Raw genomic sequence first — 15953 nt, 5'->3', positions numbered from 1 at the left:
AGGAAAACTAAAAAAAGTATAGCAATAATTCGAATATTAGGATAAAATTTCATCTACAGGGACTGGCTACCCATGACTTCAGTCATGCAGGGGAAAAGTCTAGTTTTTAATAAAAAAGCATTGCTTTTTTCATTGATTATGGGTACTATTACCATAATAGTGAAAGAGGACTTGAGTTATGAGTAGTTGACAAAAGTAATATTTAAATATGGAAAGGGCGATTACATTGAACAATAGATATGATGGTAGACAATATGATCAAATTAGACCTGTGAAATTTACTAGAAACTTTACAAAGCATTCAGAGGGTTCTGTTTTGATTGAAATGGGAGAGACTAAAGTTATTTGTACCGCGACAATAGAGGATAAGGTACCACCTTTTATGAGAAACTCAGGAAAAGGATGGTTAACAGCAGAATATTCTATGCTACCTAGCTCAACTCAAACAAGAAAAGTTAGAGATTCGAGTCGAGGAAAAGTTGATGGAAGAACACAAGAGATTCAGAGATTAATTGGACGAGCACTTAGGGCTGTAGTAGATTTCAGTAGTATGGGGGAAAGAACAATTTGGATTGATTGTGATGTAATACAAGCAGATGGTGGGACAAGAACTGCATCTATTACTGGAGCATTTGTTGCTTTAGTAGATGCTATTAATAAATTACAGGAAAAGGAAGGATTTAAGCATTTTCCTATTAAAAATTTTGTATCTGCAATTAGTGTAGGAATCGTAAACGATATGGCGATGCTTGATCTTTGTTATGAGGAGGATTCAAAGGCTATTGTAGATATGAATGTTGTTATGACGGATGCAGAGGAGTTTATTGAAGTACAAGGCACAGGAGAAGAGGCACCTTTCTCAAAAGCTAGTTTAATGGAGCTATTAAGGCTTGCAGAAAAAGGAAATAAAGAATTAATAGAGCTACAAAAAAATGCATTAGGAGAAATTGCAAATAAAGTTGGAAAAAACCTAGAAGAAATGTTGGAGGCTAATTATGGAAAGGGAAATTGTGGTCATTGCAACTAGTAATACTCATAAGCTCGATGAAATAAAGGAAATTTTATCGGATTTTCAATTTGATATAAAATCTATGTCTGAAGTAGGTTTAGGTGGCCTTGAAATAATAGAAGATGGTAGTACCTTTGAAGAGAATGCAATGATAAAAGCAAAAACGGTTATGAATAAAACTGGCTATGCTTCTATTGCTGATGATTCAGGCCTAGAGGTAGATGCAATAAACAAAGCCCCAGGCATATACTCTGCAAGGTTTGCTGGAGAAAATGCAACTGATGCTCAAAATAACGAAAAACTTCTGAATCTTATAGCTAATGTTCCTGAAGATCTTAGAACTGGGAGATTTATTTGTGCAATTGCTATGGTATTTCCAAATGGGGAAAGTATAATTACTAGAGGTACTTGCGAGGGTAGTATTGGGTTTGAGCCAACAGGTAATGGTGGCTTTGGATATGACCCATTGTTTATCGTACCAGAATATAACAAAACCTTTGGGGAAATACCTGCTGAAATCAAGAATAAAATTAGCCATAGGGCTAATGCATTAAATGAACTAAAGTCTTCATTAAAAGTCTATCTTGAGAGGATTTAACATGCGAATAGGTATATTAGGTGATAGCCATGAGCAAGTTAAGGATATAGATAGATGTATAAAAAAACTAAATAATGTCAATATAATTATACATACGGGAGATATGCTTAAGGATGCACTGTATATAACTAGAAAGCATAATATACCAGTAATAGGGGTAAGAGGTAACTGTGATCCCTATAACGCTGGGGAAGAAGAAATATTGTATACTGCAAATAATTATAATATCCTTATATGTCATGGGCATAACTATGGAGTTAAGAGTTCTTTAAAGATGATATTACATAGAGGTAAGAATGCAAATGCCCATATTATTGTATTTGGGCATACGCACATACCATACTATGAGCAAGTAGATAGTATTCATTTATTGAACCCGGGAAGCCTAGCTTTCCCGAGAGGGTTCTCAAAAAAAAGTGTAGCAATTATTGAAATAAATGAAAGAATTTCCATTAAACATATTGAAGTTTAAATGATTACTGGGGTTGACAACCTACTACAAAGGTGGTAATATTATTAATTGTTAGGACATTGATGCGGGTGTAGTTCAGTGGTAGAACTTCAGCCTTCCAAGCTGACCGCGAGGGTTCGATTCCCTTCACCCGCTCCAACCTTTATTTTGTGCCCATAGCTCAGCTGGATAGAGCAACGGCCTTCTAAGCCGTGTGTCCGGGGTTCGAATCCCTGTGGGCACGCCAAAATAAATTATATACACAAAAAATATGCGGAAGTGGCTCAGTGGTAGAGCATCGCCTTGCCAAGGCGAGGGTCGCGGGTTCGAGTCCCGTCTTCCGCTCCAATATATTTTGTGCCCATAGCTCAGCTGGATAGAGCAACGGCCTTCTAAGCCGTGTGTCCGGGGTTCGAATCCCTGTGGGCACGCCAATCAAGAGTTAGATTATTCTAACTCTATTTTAAAATCTATAATAAAGTATGCGCCCTTAGCTCAATTGGATAGAGTGGCTGGCTTCGAACCAGTAGGTTGGGGGTTCGAGTCCCTCAGGGCGCACCAAGGTTTCTAATACTAGCTTAAACGCTTGTTATAAGAATGTAATAAATGTACGACTATTTTTTGGAAAATATCCAAATTGTTAGTGGTATTTTTTTATGCTCAAAACTCTATATTATTAAATATTAAATAAAGGACTTAAAAGGCTATATAGACATTGTAGCTCTATAGATAGTAAGCAAATTTTAAAAGGGAATGACACTGTCATCCCCTGAATAGAGTCTTTATACTTGTTTAAGAAAAGTAGGCTTAGGGTATATAAAGGATATTTTGTGGTTAATCTTCTGAGGTAAAGAAATAAACTATGTCAAAGTTTTTGTTTTCCAATTCATTCAGTATCGGTTTTAGGTTTGGTGTGTTTACTCTTAGCATAATCGTATCTCTGAAAAGTGCCATGTGGGTAATGTTTACGTCAAAGTTTGCAATTAGCCTAGTTATATCTGCCAGTACACCCGGCTTATTGTCTTTTACTTTTATATGAATTTTACTATCGTTATCTTCAAGTCCCAATACTTCTACAAATGCACCGAAAATATCTGTTTCTGTAATGATACCCACCAATTTATCATCTTCTACTACAGGAATACCTCCGAATTTATTTTCTTTCATAATTGAGGCTGCTACTTCTAGCAAGGTATCTGGTGATACGGTAATTACGTCCCTTGTCATCATTGACCCAATTTTTGTTTTTGAAAGGAGGTAATTCAACTCAAACACACTTAAAGTGGTAGCAGGAGAAGGTGAGACTTCTAAAAGCTTTCTTTCAGTAATGATTCCTACTAAATTATCCCCATCTAAAACAGGAAGTCTTCGTACGCCTTTTTCTCTCATAATTTCCAGTCCCTCTGCAATTGTTGTGTCTCGAGTAACTGTATAAGGATTTGTTGTCATAATATTTTTTACATACATTATTAAATCCCCCCATCATTATAATTTCCTAACATGAAAATCAATCCTATGTACTTAGATAAGCTTTTTGATTTCATCATCGCTTTATGTCGATATATATAGCATCAACGCAAAGAACAAAACCTTCTATTTGTAATATATACCCAAGGTGAGTAATAAATAACGCCATATATGTATTTTTTTTTGCAAAATTACTTGAGCTTTCACAATAGCCACTTGCAAAATACATGAAATATTTGAACTTAACAAGTTATGTGATATTTTTTTATTTTAGTAAAATATTTTACATTGGTCGCATATATATTGGATACAACTATTGATTCTTTTGATTTCTGCTTTGAGTTTTTCATTTTCCTTTTTCAGCTCATTTATACTAGAATTTAATTTTAGAAGTTCTAAGTGATAATTATCTGATTTAGCAACTTTTTGATTTTTATTAGGTCTCTTAGTAGCTAAAAATACACTACTTATAATAAACAGAATGGTACATATCCATAAGAAATTTAAATTACCGTCTAAGACAAACATTTTTTTAATTAACCCCCTTTTTTAATATATATGTACAAGTTAGATTCTAAATTCGATATAATTATAATAGGAGTTTACTAAAATTTTTTCTGAAGTTTATAATATTCTTTTTTTGTCTATTATGGATAAGGAAGAAAGATTAGTTAAATTGGTATAAGTTCAATATATTATAATATATGTACAAAATGGAAATTTTTATTATAATATGTTTCGCAATTGACAAATTTAGATGATAGAGATATATTATATAAGTAATTGAAAATACCTATCATTTAAGATGATAAGTGAGTTATATAATAAAAGGAGGGGTTAAAGTGAGTCACATTCATTTACCAGATGGCATTATTTCACCATTTTTGTGGATACCAGCATTTCTTATTACATTTTGTATAGTCTATTATATTATAAAGAGCATAAAGCAAGATGAAGTTAGGCATAAAATTCCTCATACAGGAGTAGCTGCTGCAATTATGCTACTAGGGATGTCCGTACCAATATTTATAGTTCCAGTACATTTGAGTTTAGCAGTTCTTACGGGTATCCTTATAGGGCCGAAATTAGGTTTTTTAGCAGTACTTGTAGTTAATTTTATACTTGCATTTATTGGTCACGGAGGCATAACTCTAGTTGGTATAAATACTTTGATAATTGGTTCTGAAGTTGTTGTTGGTTTTTATATTTTTAAATATGTAAGTAAACATGGTAATTATAGATTTGGGGCTATGATAGCTACATCCATGGCGGTAATTATTTCTATGACTTTAATGGTGAGTATGGTAAGTGCTACAGCAGGATTCGAAGAAGCCCTACCACATCATCATCATGGTGAGCATCATCATGAAGAGGTTAGTGAAGAACGTGTATTGAAAGAGGTTATAGCTGAACAAGAAGTTTCAGAAGAGAAAATAATTGAAGAGGAAGTTATCAATGAAAAAATTACTAATGAAATAGAAACTGAAGATACTGACCTTGACCATAACCATATGGAATTTCATACTGCTGTTAGCAATATTAAATATTTTGTATTTACGGGATGGACAGCTGTTACTCTAATACTATTTGTGGGTATATTACTTGAATCAATAGGAACTACGTTGATCGTTAATTATTTCGTAAAGGTGAGACCAGGAATTGTATCTTCTGTTCAAAATAAAAACATGTAGATGAAAGGACAAAACTATGCATTTAGCAGAAATAGATTATATATCAAATAATGGAGAAAGTATGTTGCATAGGTGTAGAGTTTTTTCTAAATTCATCCTAATTCTATGCTTATTAGCTAGTCTGTTGTTGACAAGCAGCCTTTTAAAGCTATCTGTACTTATTGCTATAATTTTAATGTTGTTTATAATAAGTAAAGTTTCTTTTAAAAAAATAGTTCATTTAGCCCTTTATCCTGTATTTTTTAGTTTAATTTTTGCCCTTATTATGAGCAGACAATCACTTGTTTTGGCAGGAGTAATAATCTTAAGGGCTCTAGGTGCAGGTTTAAGCATGCTTCTTTTAATTACTACAACACCATATGTTGACGTTTTTGCTTTTCTTTCTTTGTTTATGCCAAGCCTATTAGTAGATATTTTTATATTTACATATAGATCCTTTTTTATATTGATAGAAAAAATTGGAAGTTTAATGAAAAGTATTAAACTAAAAGGCGGTCACAAGCCACTAAATATTTGTAAAAACCTAAGTAATATTGCAGGGGCTATAGGAGTACTTATAATTCACTCTTTTGAAATGAGTGAGCGTATGTATAAAATATATACTTTAAGAGGATATAACGGACGTATTCCGTTAAATGTAGAGCTTTTTCCACTAAAGGCTTTTGATTTTGCTATAATTAGTGCTTCGATTATTATTTTAGTTGGGACGGTGATACCATGGAGCCTTTAATAAAAGTACAATGTTTAAAACATATCTATCCAGATAAAACTGAGGTTAATTTATGCGGTTTAGATTTTATTGTAAAACCAGGGGAACGGGTAGTGGTCTTGGGGCCTAATGGTTCAGGGAAAACTACATTAATCTCACATATATTGGGACTATTATCTCCAGTAGAAGGTACTGTGGAAGTTTTAGGTTTAAGCCCAGATAAAAACTTTAATAAAATACGAAAAGAAATAGGCGTTGTTTTTCAAAATGTAGATGAACAAATAATCGGGCCTAGAGTATATGACGATATTGCTTTCACTCCTCGAAACGAGGGATTGAAAAAAGATGAAGTGGAAAGGATAGTAAGTTCGGCTGCAAATATGCTAAACATAGAGCATTTATTAAATAAAATTCCTCATTATTTGAGTGGTGGCCAGAAAAAAAAGGTAGCTCTAGCCGGTGCTCTTGCTACAATGCCACAAATACTAATTATGGATGAGCCTTTTGATGCTTTAGACCCAAAATCGAAAAAAGAGATGGTTAATTTATTAAATAAATTAAATAAAGAAAAAAATATAACTCTAATTTTAACAACCCATGATATAGATGTAGTACCTCAATTAGCAGATACAATTTATGTTATCAACCATGGTAACATTGTAATGAAGGGCACACCTGAGGAAGTATTTTCTAATGTTGATGTATTGAGGTGTGCTAATTTAGAACCACCTATTTTAGCGGAATTATTCAGTAGATTATGTAATAACGGTTTTAAGACTAATATACCTAAGGAGATAGATGAGGCGGAGAAATTGTTAATGATGCTTTTGGAAAAAAGACAGATAGTGTAGATAAAGAAAATGTTAATAGATAAAAGATATATTTACGTTGGGTGGATATGTCTTTTTTATTGCTAAAAATCATACTATGATTTTAGTAGCTATACCATTAATAAACTCATTATGTTAAAATGGATTTTAGAAAAACATGTAAGGGGGATATTTGTGGATTTAATAGAGAGTTTCAATAGAAAGATTTTCAAGGATATTATACTACTTACTTTGTTGACTTCCATGAAGGTCTTTATATTTCATCATTTTATTGGAATAGAAAGTAATCTTTTGTTTATTAATGTAAAAAACCTTTTTATAATTTTTACGTTATATTCACTAGGGGCGCTACTTATGGAAGAAAAAAGAAAAGGGGCATTTATATGTATTAATTTTATAGTATCTCTACTATTGTTCATCGATGCCATGTATTTTAGCCATTTTTTTACATTAATACCCTTTCATAGCATTTTTCAGGCTAGACAACTTGGTCCAGTGTCAGATAGTATCTTTTCGCTGGTAAAGTTCAAATATCTTTTGTTTTTTGTTGACTTCTTTTTACTATGGTTTATTTATAGGTTTAAAAATAATCATGTAACTCAATACAAAACCGTAGAGAAAAGGTTTATGTTATATGTTTGTGTTATATTGATAATAGTTTCTGGAACAATGAATGAAAGCGTTATATCCTCTGCAAATGGGATATATACTCCACATAACCTGGGTATAGTTAATTTTCATATTTATGATGTATATAACTTTTTCTTTAGAAAGCCCTTTGATATTGCTAGGGCTGAGGCATTAATACCAGTAATAGCTGATGTTGAAGTCCCTACAAAACAAGGATTTGGTATAGGTAAAGGTAAAAACTTAATCGTAATACAAGCTGAGTCAATTCAAAATTTTGTAATTAACAGAGAGATTAATGGACAGGTAATTACTCCTAATTTAAATAAATTAATTAATGATAGTAGCATATATTTTGATAGGTATTATGAGCAGGTTGGATGGGGAAATACTTCCGATGCGGAGTTTATTTCTAATAACGGGTATTATCCTTCTACAAAAATTTTTAGTTACAAAGCATATGAGGGTAACGAATTTTATTCTTTACCTATAGCACTTAAAGAAAAGGGCTATTCTACCATGGCATTCCACGGGAATGAAGCGGGTTTTTGGAACAGGAATAATATTTATGAGTATCAAGGAATAGATAGGTTTATTAGTCTTGAAGATTTTGAAGCTGATGAATTAATAGGAATAGGATTAAGCGACGGGTCTATGTTTAGACAGTCTATGAAGTTTTTAAAGGAACAAAGGAAACCTTTTTATTCATTCTTTATTACGCTTACATCCCATCATCCATTTCTTATGGAAGAGGAATACTTAAAGCTTAATGTAGGAGAACAATATAAAGATACTATTTTAGATAATTACTTACAGACTGTACATTACTTAGATTTGCAAATAGGGATGTTTATAGAAATGCTAAAAGAAGAAGGATTATATGAAGATACAATAATTGTAATTTACGGAGACCATCAGGGACTAAATATGCAAAACGAAGAAGCTAATCAGTTGATGACTGACTATTTAGGTGAAGCATATGAAGAGGATGAAATGTTTAGAGTGCCTTTAATAGTACACATGCCAAATAGTGGATTTGAAAAGAGAATTAGTGTTGCGGCGGGCCAAATTGATTTCTTCCCTACTATTTTAAATATTTTAGGTATTGATTCCGATATAAGAATGAATTTTGGTAAAGATTTATTAAATACTGAAGATGGGTTTGTTGCAAAACAAGTTAAAGTTACTCGTGGATCATTTATTGATAATGAAAAGATATTTGTTATGTCTTCTGATGGAATCTTTGAAAATTCTAGGGCTTGGAATATCTATACAAAAGAACCTGTAGACTTAGAAAGCTGCAGAGAAGGATATGAGAGGGCTTTACTAGAAGTTGAGCTTTCTGAGTACATTATGCAAAATAATTTAATACCAGTTGTAAAAGAAAAAGGAATAGGCTATTTGATAGAGGAGTTTATAGAATAAGCTTAAATGTTAAACGGGATTATGGACATAATAGATATATAAATTTCTGTTTTTAAGGGGATGAAATAATGTCTGAAATAACATATAAAGATATTGTAAAAAATGAAGAAATAAGGACTTATCTTGAAAAGGGAGACGAGTTGTTAGGGGTATTAGGGTTTACTGAACATGCAGTGGTTCATGCAGGAAAAATAGCTGAAATTGCAGCTAGGATTTTAGTTAGATTAGGTTTTAGTGATAGAGAAGCAGAACTAGCAAGAATTGCTGGGTATATACACGATATTGGAAATATGGTTAACCGTGTGGATCATGCACAAACAGGTGCAATTATATCCTTTAATATTTTAACTAGAATGGGTATGAAACCTGAAGAAATAGCAACTGTTGTATCAGCAATTGGAAACCACGATGAAGGCACTGGAACTGCAATAAATAATGTGTCAGCAGCATTAATTTTAGCTGATAAAACGGATGTAAGAAGAAGCAGAGTAAGAAATAATGACTTTGCGAAGTTCGACATTCATGATAGGGTGAACTACGCAGTGGAACGTTCGGAGGTTAAAGTTGATGGGGAGCATAGAACTATTTTATTAGATTTAAAGATTGACACACAAATAATAACCCTAATGGAATATTTTGAAATTTTTTTACAGCGTATGATAATGTGTAGACGTGCAGCAGATTTTCTAGATGCAAAGTTTGAGCTTGTAATGAATGGCGCTAAGTTAATCTAAAATGTGAAGAATCTTAGAATAACTGAGATTTTTTGTTATTATTATAATATATTATAAAAAATAAATTATTGTAGGTGGGACTATTGAGTTTTAATAGTGAGAATATAATAGAAGAATATATTGTTAAGGAAACAGATACGTTGGTAGATATTGCTAGTAAACTGGATTTACCAATACTTGAACTAAGGCTTATTAATGGCTTGTATAATAATGATATTTATGTAGGACAAAGATTAAAAGTGTACCCAAAAAAAACTTATATAGTTAAACCTAATGATTCTCTATTTTCAATAGGGAAAAAATTTGGTGTAGCAGAAGATAAACTCAAGCACATTAATAATATAGATGAAGGAAAGCTATATGAAGGCAAAAGGCTGGTAATCAGTGATCCAATAGTAAAATACACTGTAAAACAGCATGATGATATAGAAAAAATAGCACAAACTTTTAAGATTTTGGTTGAGGAATTAATTGAATATAACGGTATTAATGATTACCAAATCTTCACTGGCCAAGAACTGTATATAAAGATGCCTTCAACTGTTAATAATCCAAGCTTTTTTCATGTACTAGTAAATAAAAGCTTTACTTTACCACAATATTATGTGCCAGAAAAATTAACAGTTCCTAATGTATCCTTTCCATTTGAGTATTTTCATGAGAAGAAACTTATGAGAGAGGATGGAGCCAGAGCATTAGAATGCTTATTTAAAAAGGCTAATGAAGATGGAATTGATCTATATGCCCTTTCGGGCTATAGATCCTATAGCAGGCAAAAATTCATATTTGAGTCAGGTGTTAAAGAAGAAGGCTTTGAAATTACTAATAGACTTAGCGCTAAACCGGGTAATAGCGAACATCAAACTGGATTAGCCATGGATGTAACTTGTCCACAGATAAAATATTCCTTAGATCAATCTTTTGAAAATACAAAGGAAGGTCATTGGATTAAAGAAAATGCACACAAATTTGGATTTATACTTAGGTATTTAAAGGGTAAAGAACATATTACAGGATACCAATATGAGCCATGGCATATCCGATACGTAGGAAAGGAAACTGCAATTAGTATAAAAAATCTAGGACTAACCTTTGAAGAATATTTAGGTATTGAGTAAGGAAGATATATATTAACTTACTCAATACCTTTAAATTTTATCTCTATATATTGGACAGTATCAAGATGCATAAATTCCCGTATCTTGGGCATATTAAAGGCTAAAACCACAACGAAACTCTCATCTGAGTACAATAAATTTGAAGCTATTTTTTCAACTGCTACTGCATCAGTTCTGGCACTAATACCAATTGCAACAACTTTTTCAGATAAAACTAAATATCTCCACCCTCAATTGGATGACTTTTATCCCTATTGTACCACCTTGCTACATCAATAAATCTAGGATGAAAATCAAATAGATATTTTGAAAAAAGAGTTTCTCTATTTGTCGTAGCGGAAGACATAACATTTAATGTTACACCATTTCCTATAGAAGCAAAGGGGTCTCTTTGAAAGTATAAATTAGGTATCGGATCTAAATAAAAGGGGTAAGGATTTTTTATCATATCAGCTAGAGATTTGTTTCTAACATGCCTAAGCTCTGTTTTTTGAATTCCTGAAATACATTTTTTAATCATATAAATTGCCGGATGCTCATAAAAAATTCTCTTAAAATCTCTCTTAAACCTTCAGTAGGTACTTTTCCTTCATTCATAAATTCTTCTAAAAACTTGATTCTTATATCTTTATCTTTTAATATTTCTTCCATCAAATTAACAAGATATAGAACTTCAACCCCTTTATCTGTTAATAATTTAGCAAATTGGTTGTGTTCCTTTTGAGCTTGGTGCTTGTATACTATTTCATCAAATAAAAGCTTACGTAAGTATGTAGGAACTATGTTTTCTACTTCGTTTCCAGGGCAGTGAAGTAGAACGCTTCTAAGTTTACCTATTTCACTGAAAATACTAATATTATTGTTATATTTCACAAAATCCACCTCCCCTTATAAAACTATTAATAGTTTTAGTTTATTCACAATTATTTATAGGCAGATTTCGATATCTTAAAGATATTGTAGCAAAACGGAATAAAAACTGGTTATATTAAAAAGGATTTATTGTATAGGCGAAATTATTAGATCAAAGCATAACCCATATTGGAAATCCATAGAATGGAAAGAGGTTTGTGAAAAAGCAAAGATTAATGTTGAAATAGAGATTAAAACTGAATTTTTGGTTCTATTTACTAATTAAGTTGCAAAATAATGCAGATTGAAATTGAAATAAACAGTTTGACTTAATAAAACTTAAGATACAAAAATGCAAGTTTTTTAAGAGGTTCAATAAAATATAATCTCTTTTCAAATTTAATAACAAGTGTTAAAAAAAATTGCACTATAGCTATAATATAAAAAAACTTAGATTTTCAATCTTTATAAAAAAATAGACATATATTTTATTTGAGTGCATAAAACTTAGTTAGACAACACTTGTGATTATTTATGAAATATGATATAATTAAAATTGCATAAAATAGCAAATTTAAAGTTAATCAATGCCTAATTAAATTTTATAATTTATTCAATTTAAATTAAATTACATCCTTAATTTGAAAAAAATATATAAATAAAATCCAAATAACAGAATTTTTTATAATTGGCATTGAAGAAAAACTATAATAACTAATTAGGGGGAGATACGAAAATGAAGAAGAGTAAAGTATTATCGTTATTACTTGTATGTATTATGATGACATCTGTAGTTTTAGTTGGATGTGGTGGAAGTAGCACTGGAACTAATAACAAGGTTGAGCGTTTATCTATTGCAACTGGAGGAACTTCAGGTGTGTATTATCCTTTAGGTGGTGCCTTTGCAAATATCCTTAACGATAAAGTGAGTGGTGTTACTGCAACTGCTGAGTCTACTGGTGCATCATTAGAAAATGTTAACTTATTAAATAATGGTGATGTTGATTTTGCATTAATTCAAAATGATATTTCACACTATGCCTTTAACGGAATTGAGATGTTCTCTGATAAAGAGGCTATGAAAAATATTAGAGCAGTAGCTTCTTTATATCCTGAAACTATTCAAATTGTTGCAAATACATCTGCAAATATTAATACTGTAGAAGATTTAAAAGGTAAAAAGGTAGCTGTGGGTGCTCCTGGTAGTGGAGTTGAAGTAAATGCACGTCAAATACTTGCAGCCCATGGTTTATCATATGATGACTTACAACCAGATTTCCTGTCTTTCGGCGAAGCTGCGGATGGAATTAAAGATGGACGTATCGATGCAGCGTTCTTAACAGCTGGTACGCCAACTGCTGCTGTAACGGATTTATCAACTACACATAGTGTTAATCTTGTACCTATTACAACTGAAAAAGCACAAGGACTAATCAATCAATTTCCATTTTATTTCGAAACAGTTATTCCTGCTGGAACATACAGAAATCAAGATGAAGAAATAAGTACATTAGCAGTAATGGCAATGTTAACAGTTAATGCTAATTTAAGTGATGACCTAGTTTACAATGCAACAAAAGCATTTTTCGAAAATCTTGATACTTTAGCCGCAGCACATAAAAGAGGAGAAGATATTAGCTTAGAAGGAGCTAAATATGGTATCTCTTTAGAGATTCATCCAGGTGCTCAACGCTACTATGATGAAGTTAAACAATAGATTATTAGGAGATGGGCATCGTTGTAATACATGCCCATTTCTTTTATTAATTGTTTTTACGGTTATAATTGTTTTGTCAATATATTTAGTTAAACCTGTATATGCGGTACAAATTATATATAATAACGAAGTATCCCAGACATTGGTTGTTGATCCTCATAAAGAAATATATATAGATTACACACACTCTGTTGCAAGAACGAACATTAGAGATGTCTTTGTTTTTAAAAAAAGTGAACGCTTCTTACTAATAAGAACAGAATATAGCTCCTTCGGAGCTGGCTTACCTACGGAGAGCTTTGGAAGATTTACTCATAGAGATGGATTATATATAAATGAAGGAATTAATTTAGAATTACAAGAGATACCTATAAGAATAGGTACAATAGCTAATCATAAGTTAACTTTCCAGGATGGAAGTAATATTGTTTTTTCAGATTTTTTTAAGACTGGAGAATTAGTAGTTTTGAAACCAGCAAAGATCAATAGGTTAGAGGCGTTAGTAGTTAAAGGAGGAATGTAAATTGGATAAGAAATTAATATCTGTTCAAGAAACTGTGGAAGAGCAGATTAACATAGAAGAAACCTTAGCAGAATATGATACTTCTTCTAATACCCGTAATTTAAAAGGAAACGTTGCAAAATTAGTGGGAATTTTAGCAATAGCTATGTCCTTATTTCATCTATATACTGCGGGTTTAGGAAGTTTATTAGTAATGAAACAACGTTCAACCCACTTGTTATTTGTTCTTTCAATAGGGTTTTTACTATACCCAATAAGCAAAACTAGAAATAAAAATAAAATACCGTTTTACGATTGGATTTTTGCAGGTGCTGGAGTTGTAGTTACATCGTATATTTTTCTTAATTTTGAAAGTATAGTAAGACGTGGGGGTATGCCTACAACATTAGATATTGTTTTTGGAATCACAGCTGTACTACTAGTCCTCGAAATGACTAGACGTAGTATAGGTCCAGAGCTACCTATTATTGCAGTAATATTTATTGCATATGCATTTGCTGGTCCATATTTACCAGGTGTTTTAGGACATAGAGGATATACCTTAAGAAGACTTGTAAATCAATTATATATGACAACTGAAGGTATTTTCGGTACACCTTTAGGTGTTTCAGCGACTTTTGTATTTATGTTCATTTTATTTGGTTCATTTTTAGAGATAACAGGTGTTGGTCAGTTTTTTATAGACCTAGCATTTTCTATAGCAGGACATAAAAAAGGTGGCCCTGCTAAGGCAGCTGTTTTAGCTAGTGGCTTTATGGGATCTATATCAGGTAGTTCTATAGCTAATACAGTAACTACTGGAGCATTTACAATACCTCTTATGAAAAAGGTAGGATATAAGCCAAACTTTGCAGGTGCAGTTGAGGCAGCAGCATCAACCGGTGGTCAAATACTACCACCGGTAATGGGAGCAGCAGCATTCATTATGTCAGAGTTTACTAGTATCCCTTATATTACAATTGTGAAAAGTGCAGTTGTTCCAGCCTTGTTATATTATTTAGGTGTAACTGTAATGGTTCATCTACAAGCATCAAAGCAAGGACTTGTTGGTATACCAAAAGAGGAGTTGCCAGATTTAAAGGCAACGTTTTCTAGTGGATTCCATTTATTACTACCACTAATTGCAGTAGTTGGATTCTTAGTAAAGTATTCGCCATTAAAGGCTGCATTTAATAGTATTATTATAGCATTAGTTGTTTGTTTATTTAGAAAGCACACAAGAATTAAACCGGCTGCGATTTTATATGCATTAGAAGATGGAGCAAAAAAAGCTATAAGTGTGGCTTCTGCATGTGCATGTGCAGGTATAATTGTAGGAATAGTTACACTAACTGGACTAGGACTTACTTTTGCTAACCTTATAGTAAGTTTTGCAGGTGGGAAGCTTCTACCAACATTAATATTAACTATGGTTGCTTCTATCATTTTAGGAATGGGACTTCCGACTACAGCTAAGTATATAGTGCTAGCTACAATGGCAGCTCCAGCTCTAGTTCAACTTGGAGTACCATTAATAGCAGCCCACTTATTTATATTATATTTCGGGGTAATTGCAGACGTAACTCCACCAGTAGCATTAGCTGCTTATGCAGGAGCAGGAATTGCAGGTGGAGACTCCTTTAAGACCGGTCTTCAGGCTCTTAAGCTAGGTTCAGCAGGTTTTATAGTACCATTTATATTTGCTATTAATCCATCACTACTGTTAATAAATGTTTCACCAATTGGAGCTATTGTAACTATTGCAACAGCATGTGTTGGGATAATTAGTTTTGGGGCAGGTATTCAAGGATATTTATTTACACATGCTAGACATTATGAAAGAGCCCTATTACTAGCAGCAGCATTAATGTTAATACATCCAAATGTTGTGATTGATGGTATTGGATTAGGAATATTAGCAGTTATAGCGATTACTCAACATAAAAGATATAAAAGTGAAAATGAAGATACAAGAGAAGTAATTGTTGAAAATAGAGTGATATTAAGTAATAGTGGAAATAAGTAGTTTAAATTAAGAATAAAAAGCTTTACAATATAAATGAGTTGACTTCGTATAATTGCGCTGTCAACTTTATTTTTTTATAAGTCATAGGAATTATATATTTAATGTTGAATTAATTTTTTATGGGCAAAAGGATATTATTAGAAAATAAAATACAATAAAAATCTGATAGAATATTGGCATGAGAATTTCTTTTTTAA

The 15953-nt window shown here is 32.1% G+C and carries 12 protein-coding genes, 5 tRNA genes and 2 pseudogenes; 16 read left to right on the top strand and 3 right to left on the bottom strand.

All coding sequences use genetic code 11. The features are described from left to right. The first annotated feature begins 208 nt into the window (after positions 1 to 208). The 7 genes and pseudogenes from rph to HZR23_RS02730 all read left to right on the top strand — a co-directional run bounded on the left by rph (position 209) and on the right by HZR23_RS02730 (position 2619). Positions 209 to 1607 (top strand): annotated as a pseudogene (gene rph / locus HZR23_RS17975) (ribonuclease PH). A 1-nt stretch (position 1608) separates the two neighbouring features. Further along, a complete protein-coding gene (locus HZR23_RS02755) occupies positions 1609 to 2079 on the top strand; it encodes a metallophosphoesterase family protein (protein WP_132848026.1) in 471 nt (156 codons plus the stop codon). Positions 2080 to 2143: 64 nt separating this feature from the next. Next, positions 2144 to 2217, top strand: a tRNA-Gly gene (locus HZR23_RS02750). An 11-nt stretch (positions 2218 to 2228) separates the two neighbouring features. Then, positions 2229 to 2305 (top strand) — tRNA-Arg (locus HZR23_RS02745). A gap of 26 nt (positions 2306 to 2331) precedes the next feature. Continuing rightward, positions 2332 to 2406, top strand: a tRNA-Gly gene (locus tag HZR23_RS02740). Positions 2407 to 2415: 9 nt separating this feature from the next. Next, a tRNA-Arg gene (locus HZR23_RS02735) sits at positions 2416 to 2492 on the top strand. 50 nt (positions 2493 to 2542) lie between these two features. Next, positions 2543 to 2619, top strand: a tRNA-Arg gene (locus tag HZR23_RS02730). Between the two features lie 273 nt (positions 2620 to 2892). Here HZR23_RS02730 and HZR23_RS02725 read toward each other — a convergent pair. After that, positions 2893 to 3525, bottom strand: coding sequence for a CBS and ACT domain-containing protein (locus HZR23_RS02725; RefSeq protein WP_132848027.1), 633 nt, complete (start codon positions 3523 to 3525; stop codon positions 2893 to 2895). An 842-nt stretch (positions 3526 to 4367) separates the two neighbouring features. Here HZR23_RS02725 and HZR23_RS02720 point away from each other — a divergent pair. The 6 genes from HZR23_RS02720 (at position 4368) to HZR23_RS02695 (ending at position 10659) form a co-directional block, all read left to right on the top strand. Then, on the top strand, positions 4368 to 5216 hold the full coding sequence (locus tag HZR23_RS02720; RefSeq protein ID WP_165913646.1) for an energy-coupling factor ABC transporter permease: 849 nt from the start codon (positions 4368 to 4370) through the stop codon (positions 5214 to 5216). A 16-nt stretch (positions 5217 to 5232) separates the two neighbouring features. Continuing rightward, a complete protein-coding gene (locus tag HZR23_RS02715) occupies positions 5233 to 5946 on the top strand; it encodes an energy-coupling factor transporter transmembrane component T family protein (protein ID WP_132848029.1) in 714 nt (237 codons plus the stop codon). Continuing rightward, on the top strand, positions 5934 to 6776 hold the full coding sequence (locus tag HZR23_RS02710; RefSeq protein WP_132848030.1) for an energy-coupling factor ABC transporter ATP-binding protein: 843 nt from the start codon (positions 5934 to 5936) through the stop codon (positions 6774 to 6776). The genes HZR23_RS02715 and HZR23_RS02710 overlap by 13 nt, the downstream gene beginning before the upstream one ends. 153 nt (positions 6777 to 6929) lie before the next feature. Then, positions 6930 to 8807, top strand: coding sequence for an LTA synthase family protein (locus HZR23_RS02705; protein ID WP_165913647.1), 1878 nt, complete (start codon positions 6930 to 6932; stop codon positions 8805 to 8807). A 68-nt stretch (positions 8808 to 8875) separates the two neighbouring features. After that, on the top strand, positions 8876 to 9541 hold the full coding sequence (locus HZR23_RS02700) for an HD domain-containing protein (RefSeq protein WP_132848032.1): 666 nt from the start codon (positions 8876 to 8878) through the stop codon (positions 9539 to 9541). An 83-nt stretch (positions 9542 to 9624) separates the two neighbouring features. Beyond that, entirely contained in the window at positions 9625 to 10659 is a 1035-nt protein-coding gene (locus HZR23_RS02695) for a M15 family metallopeptidase (protein ID WP_165913648.1), read from the top strand. A gap of 17 nt (positions 10660 to 10676) precedes the next feature. Here the strand turns inward: HZR23_RS02695 and HZR23_RS17970 are convergent. Together HZR23_RS17970 and HZR23_RS17495 are read right to left on the bottom strand one after the other, a co-directional pair. Continuing rightward, a pseudogene (locus tag HZR23_RS17970) lies at positions 10677 to 11179 on the bottom strand (arginine deiminase family protein). After that, a complete protein-coding gene (locus HZR23_RS17495; protein ID WP_279229882.1) occupies positions 11176 to 11532 on the bottom strand; it encodes an arginine deiminase family protein in 357 nt (118 codons plus the stop codon). Before HZR23_RS17495 ends, HZR23_RS17970 begins: the two are co-directional and overlap by 4 nt. A gap of 715 nt (positions 11533 to 12247) precedes the next feature. On the opposite strand from HZR23_RS17495, the gene HZR23_RS02685 reads away from it, so the two are divergent. Genes HZR23_RS02685 through HZR23_RS02675 form a run of 3 tightly spaced genes read left to right on the top strand, consistent with a single transcriptional unit; the run spans position 12248 to position 15756 of the window. Next, positions 12248 to 13228, top strand: coding sequence for a TAXI family TRAP transporter solute-binding subunit (locus HZR23_RS02685; RefSeq protein WP_132848034.1), 981 nt, complete (start codon positions 12248 to 12250; stop codon positions 13226 to 13228). Next, the gene (locus HZR23_RS02680; protein WP_132848035.1) at positions 13209 to 13751 is read left to right on the top strand and encodes a DUF1850 domain-containing protein; all 543 of its coding nucleotides are present in this window, start codon (positions 13209 to 13211) and stop codon (positions 13749 to 13751) included. The genes HZR23_RS02685 and HZR23_RS02680 overlap by 20 nt, the downstream gene beginning before the upstream one ends. Before the next feature lies 1 nt (position 13752). Next, positions 13753 to 15756, top strand: coding sequence for a TRAP transporter permease (locus tag HZR23_RS02675; RefSeq protein ID WP_132848036.1), 2004 nt, complete (start codon positions 13753 to 13755; stop codon positions 15754 to 15756). Positions 15757 to 15953 lie beyond the last annotated feature (197 nt).

Source organism: Serpentinicella alkaliphila (genome assembly GCF_018141405.1).
In the GTDB taxonomy this organism is placed as follows: Bacteria; Bacillota; Clostridia; order Peptostreptococcales; family Natronincolaceae; genus Serpentinicella; species Serpentinicella alkaliphila.
Note: the sequence above shows the minus strand (reverse complement) of the source record. Positions and strands in the feature narration are given on the sequence as shown.

Coding starts and splice junctions, on each gene's coding strand:
- HZR23_RS02725 (WP_132848027.1), bottom strand. CDS start 3,525: ATGTATGTAAAAAATATTATGACAACAAATCCTTATACAGTTACTCGA.
- HZR23_RS02715 (WP_132848029.1), top strand. CDS start 5,233: ATGCATTTAGCAGAAATAGATTATATATCAAATAATGGAGAAAGTATG.
- HZR23_RS02755 (WP_132848026.1), top strand. CDS start 1,609: ATGCGAATAGGTATATTAGGTGATAGCCATGAGCAAGTTAAGGATATA.
- HZR23_RS02685 (WP_132848034.1), top strand. CDS start 12,248: ATGAAGAAGAGTAAAGTATTATCGTTATTACTTGTATGTATTATGATG.
- HZR23_RS02680 (WP_132848035.1), top strand. CDS start 13,209: ATGATGAAGTTAAACAATAGATTATTAGGAGATGGGCATCGTTGTAAT.
- HZR23_RS02710 (WP_132848030.1), top strand. CDS start 5,934: ATGGAGCCTTTAATAAAAGTACAATGTTTAAAACATATCTATCCAGAT.
- HZR23_RS02700 (WP_132848032.1), top strand. CDS start 8,876: ATGTCTGAAATAACATATAAAGATATTGTAAAAAATGAAGAAATAAGG.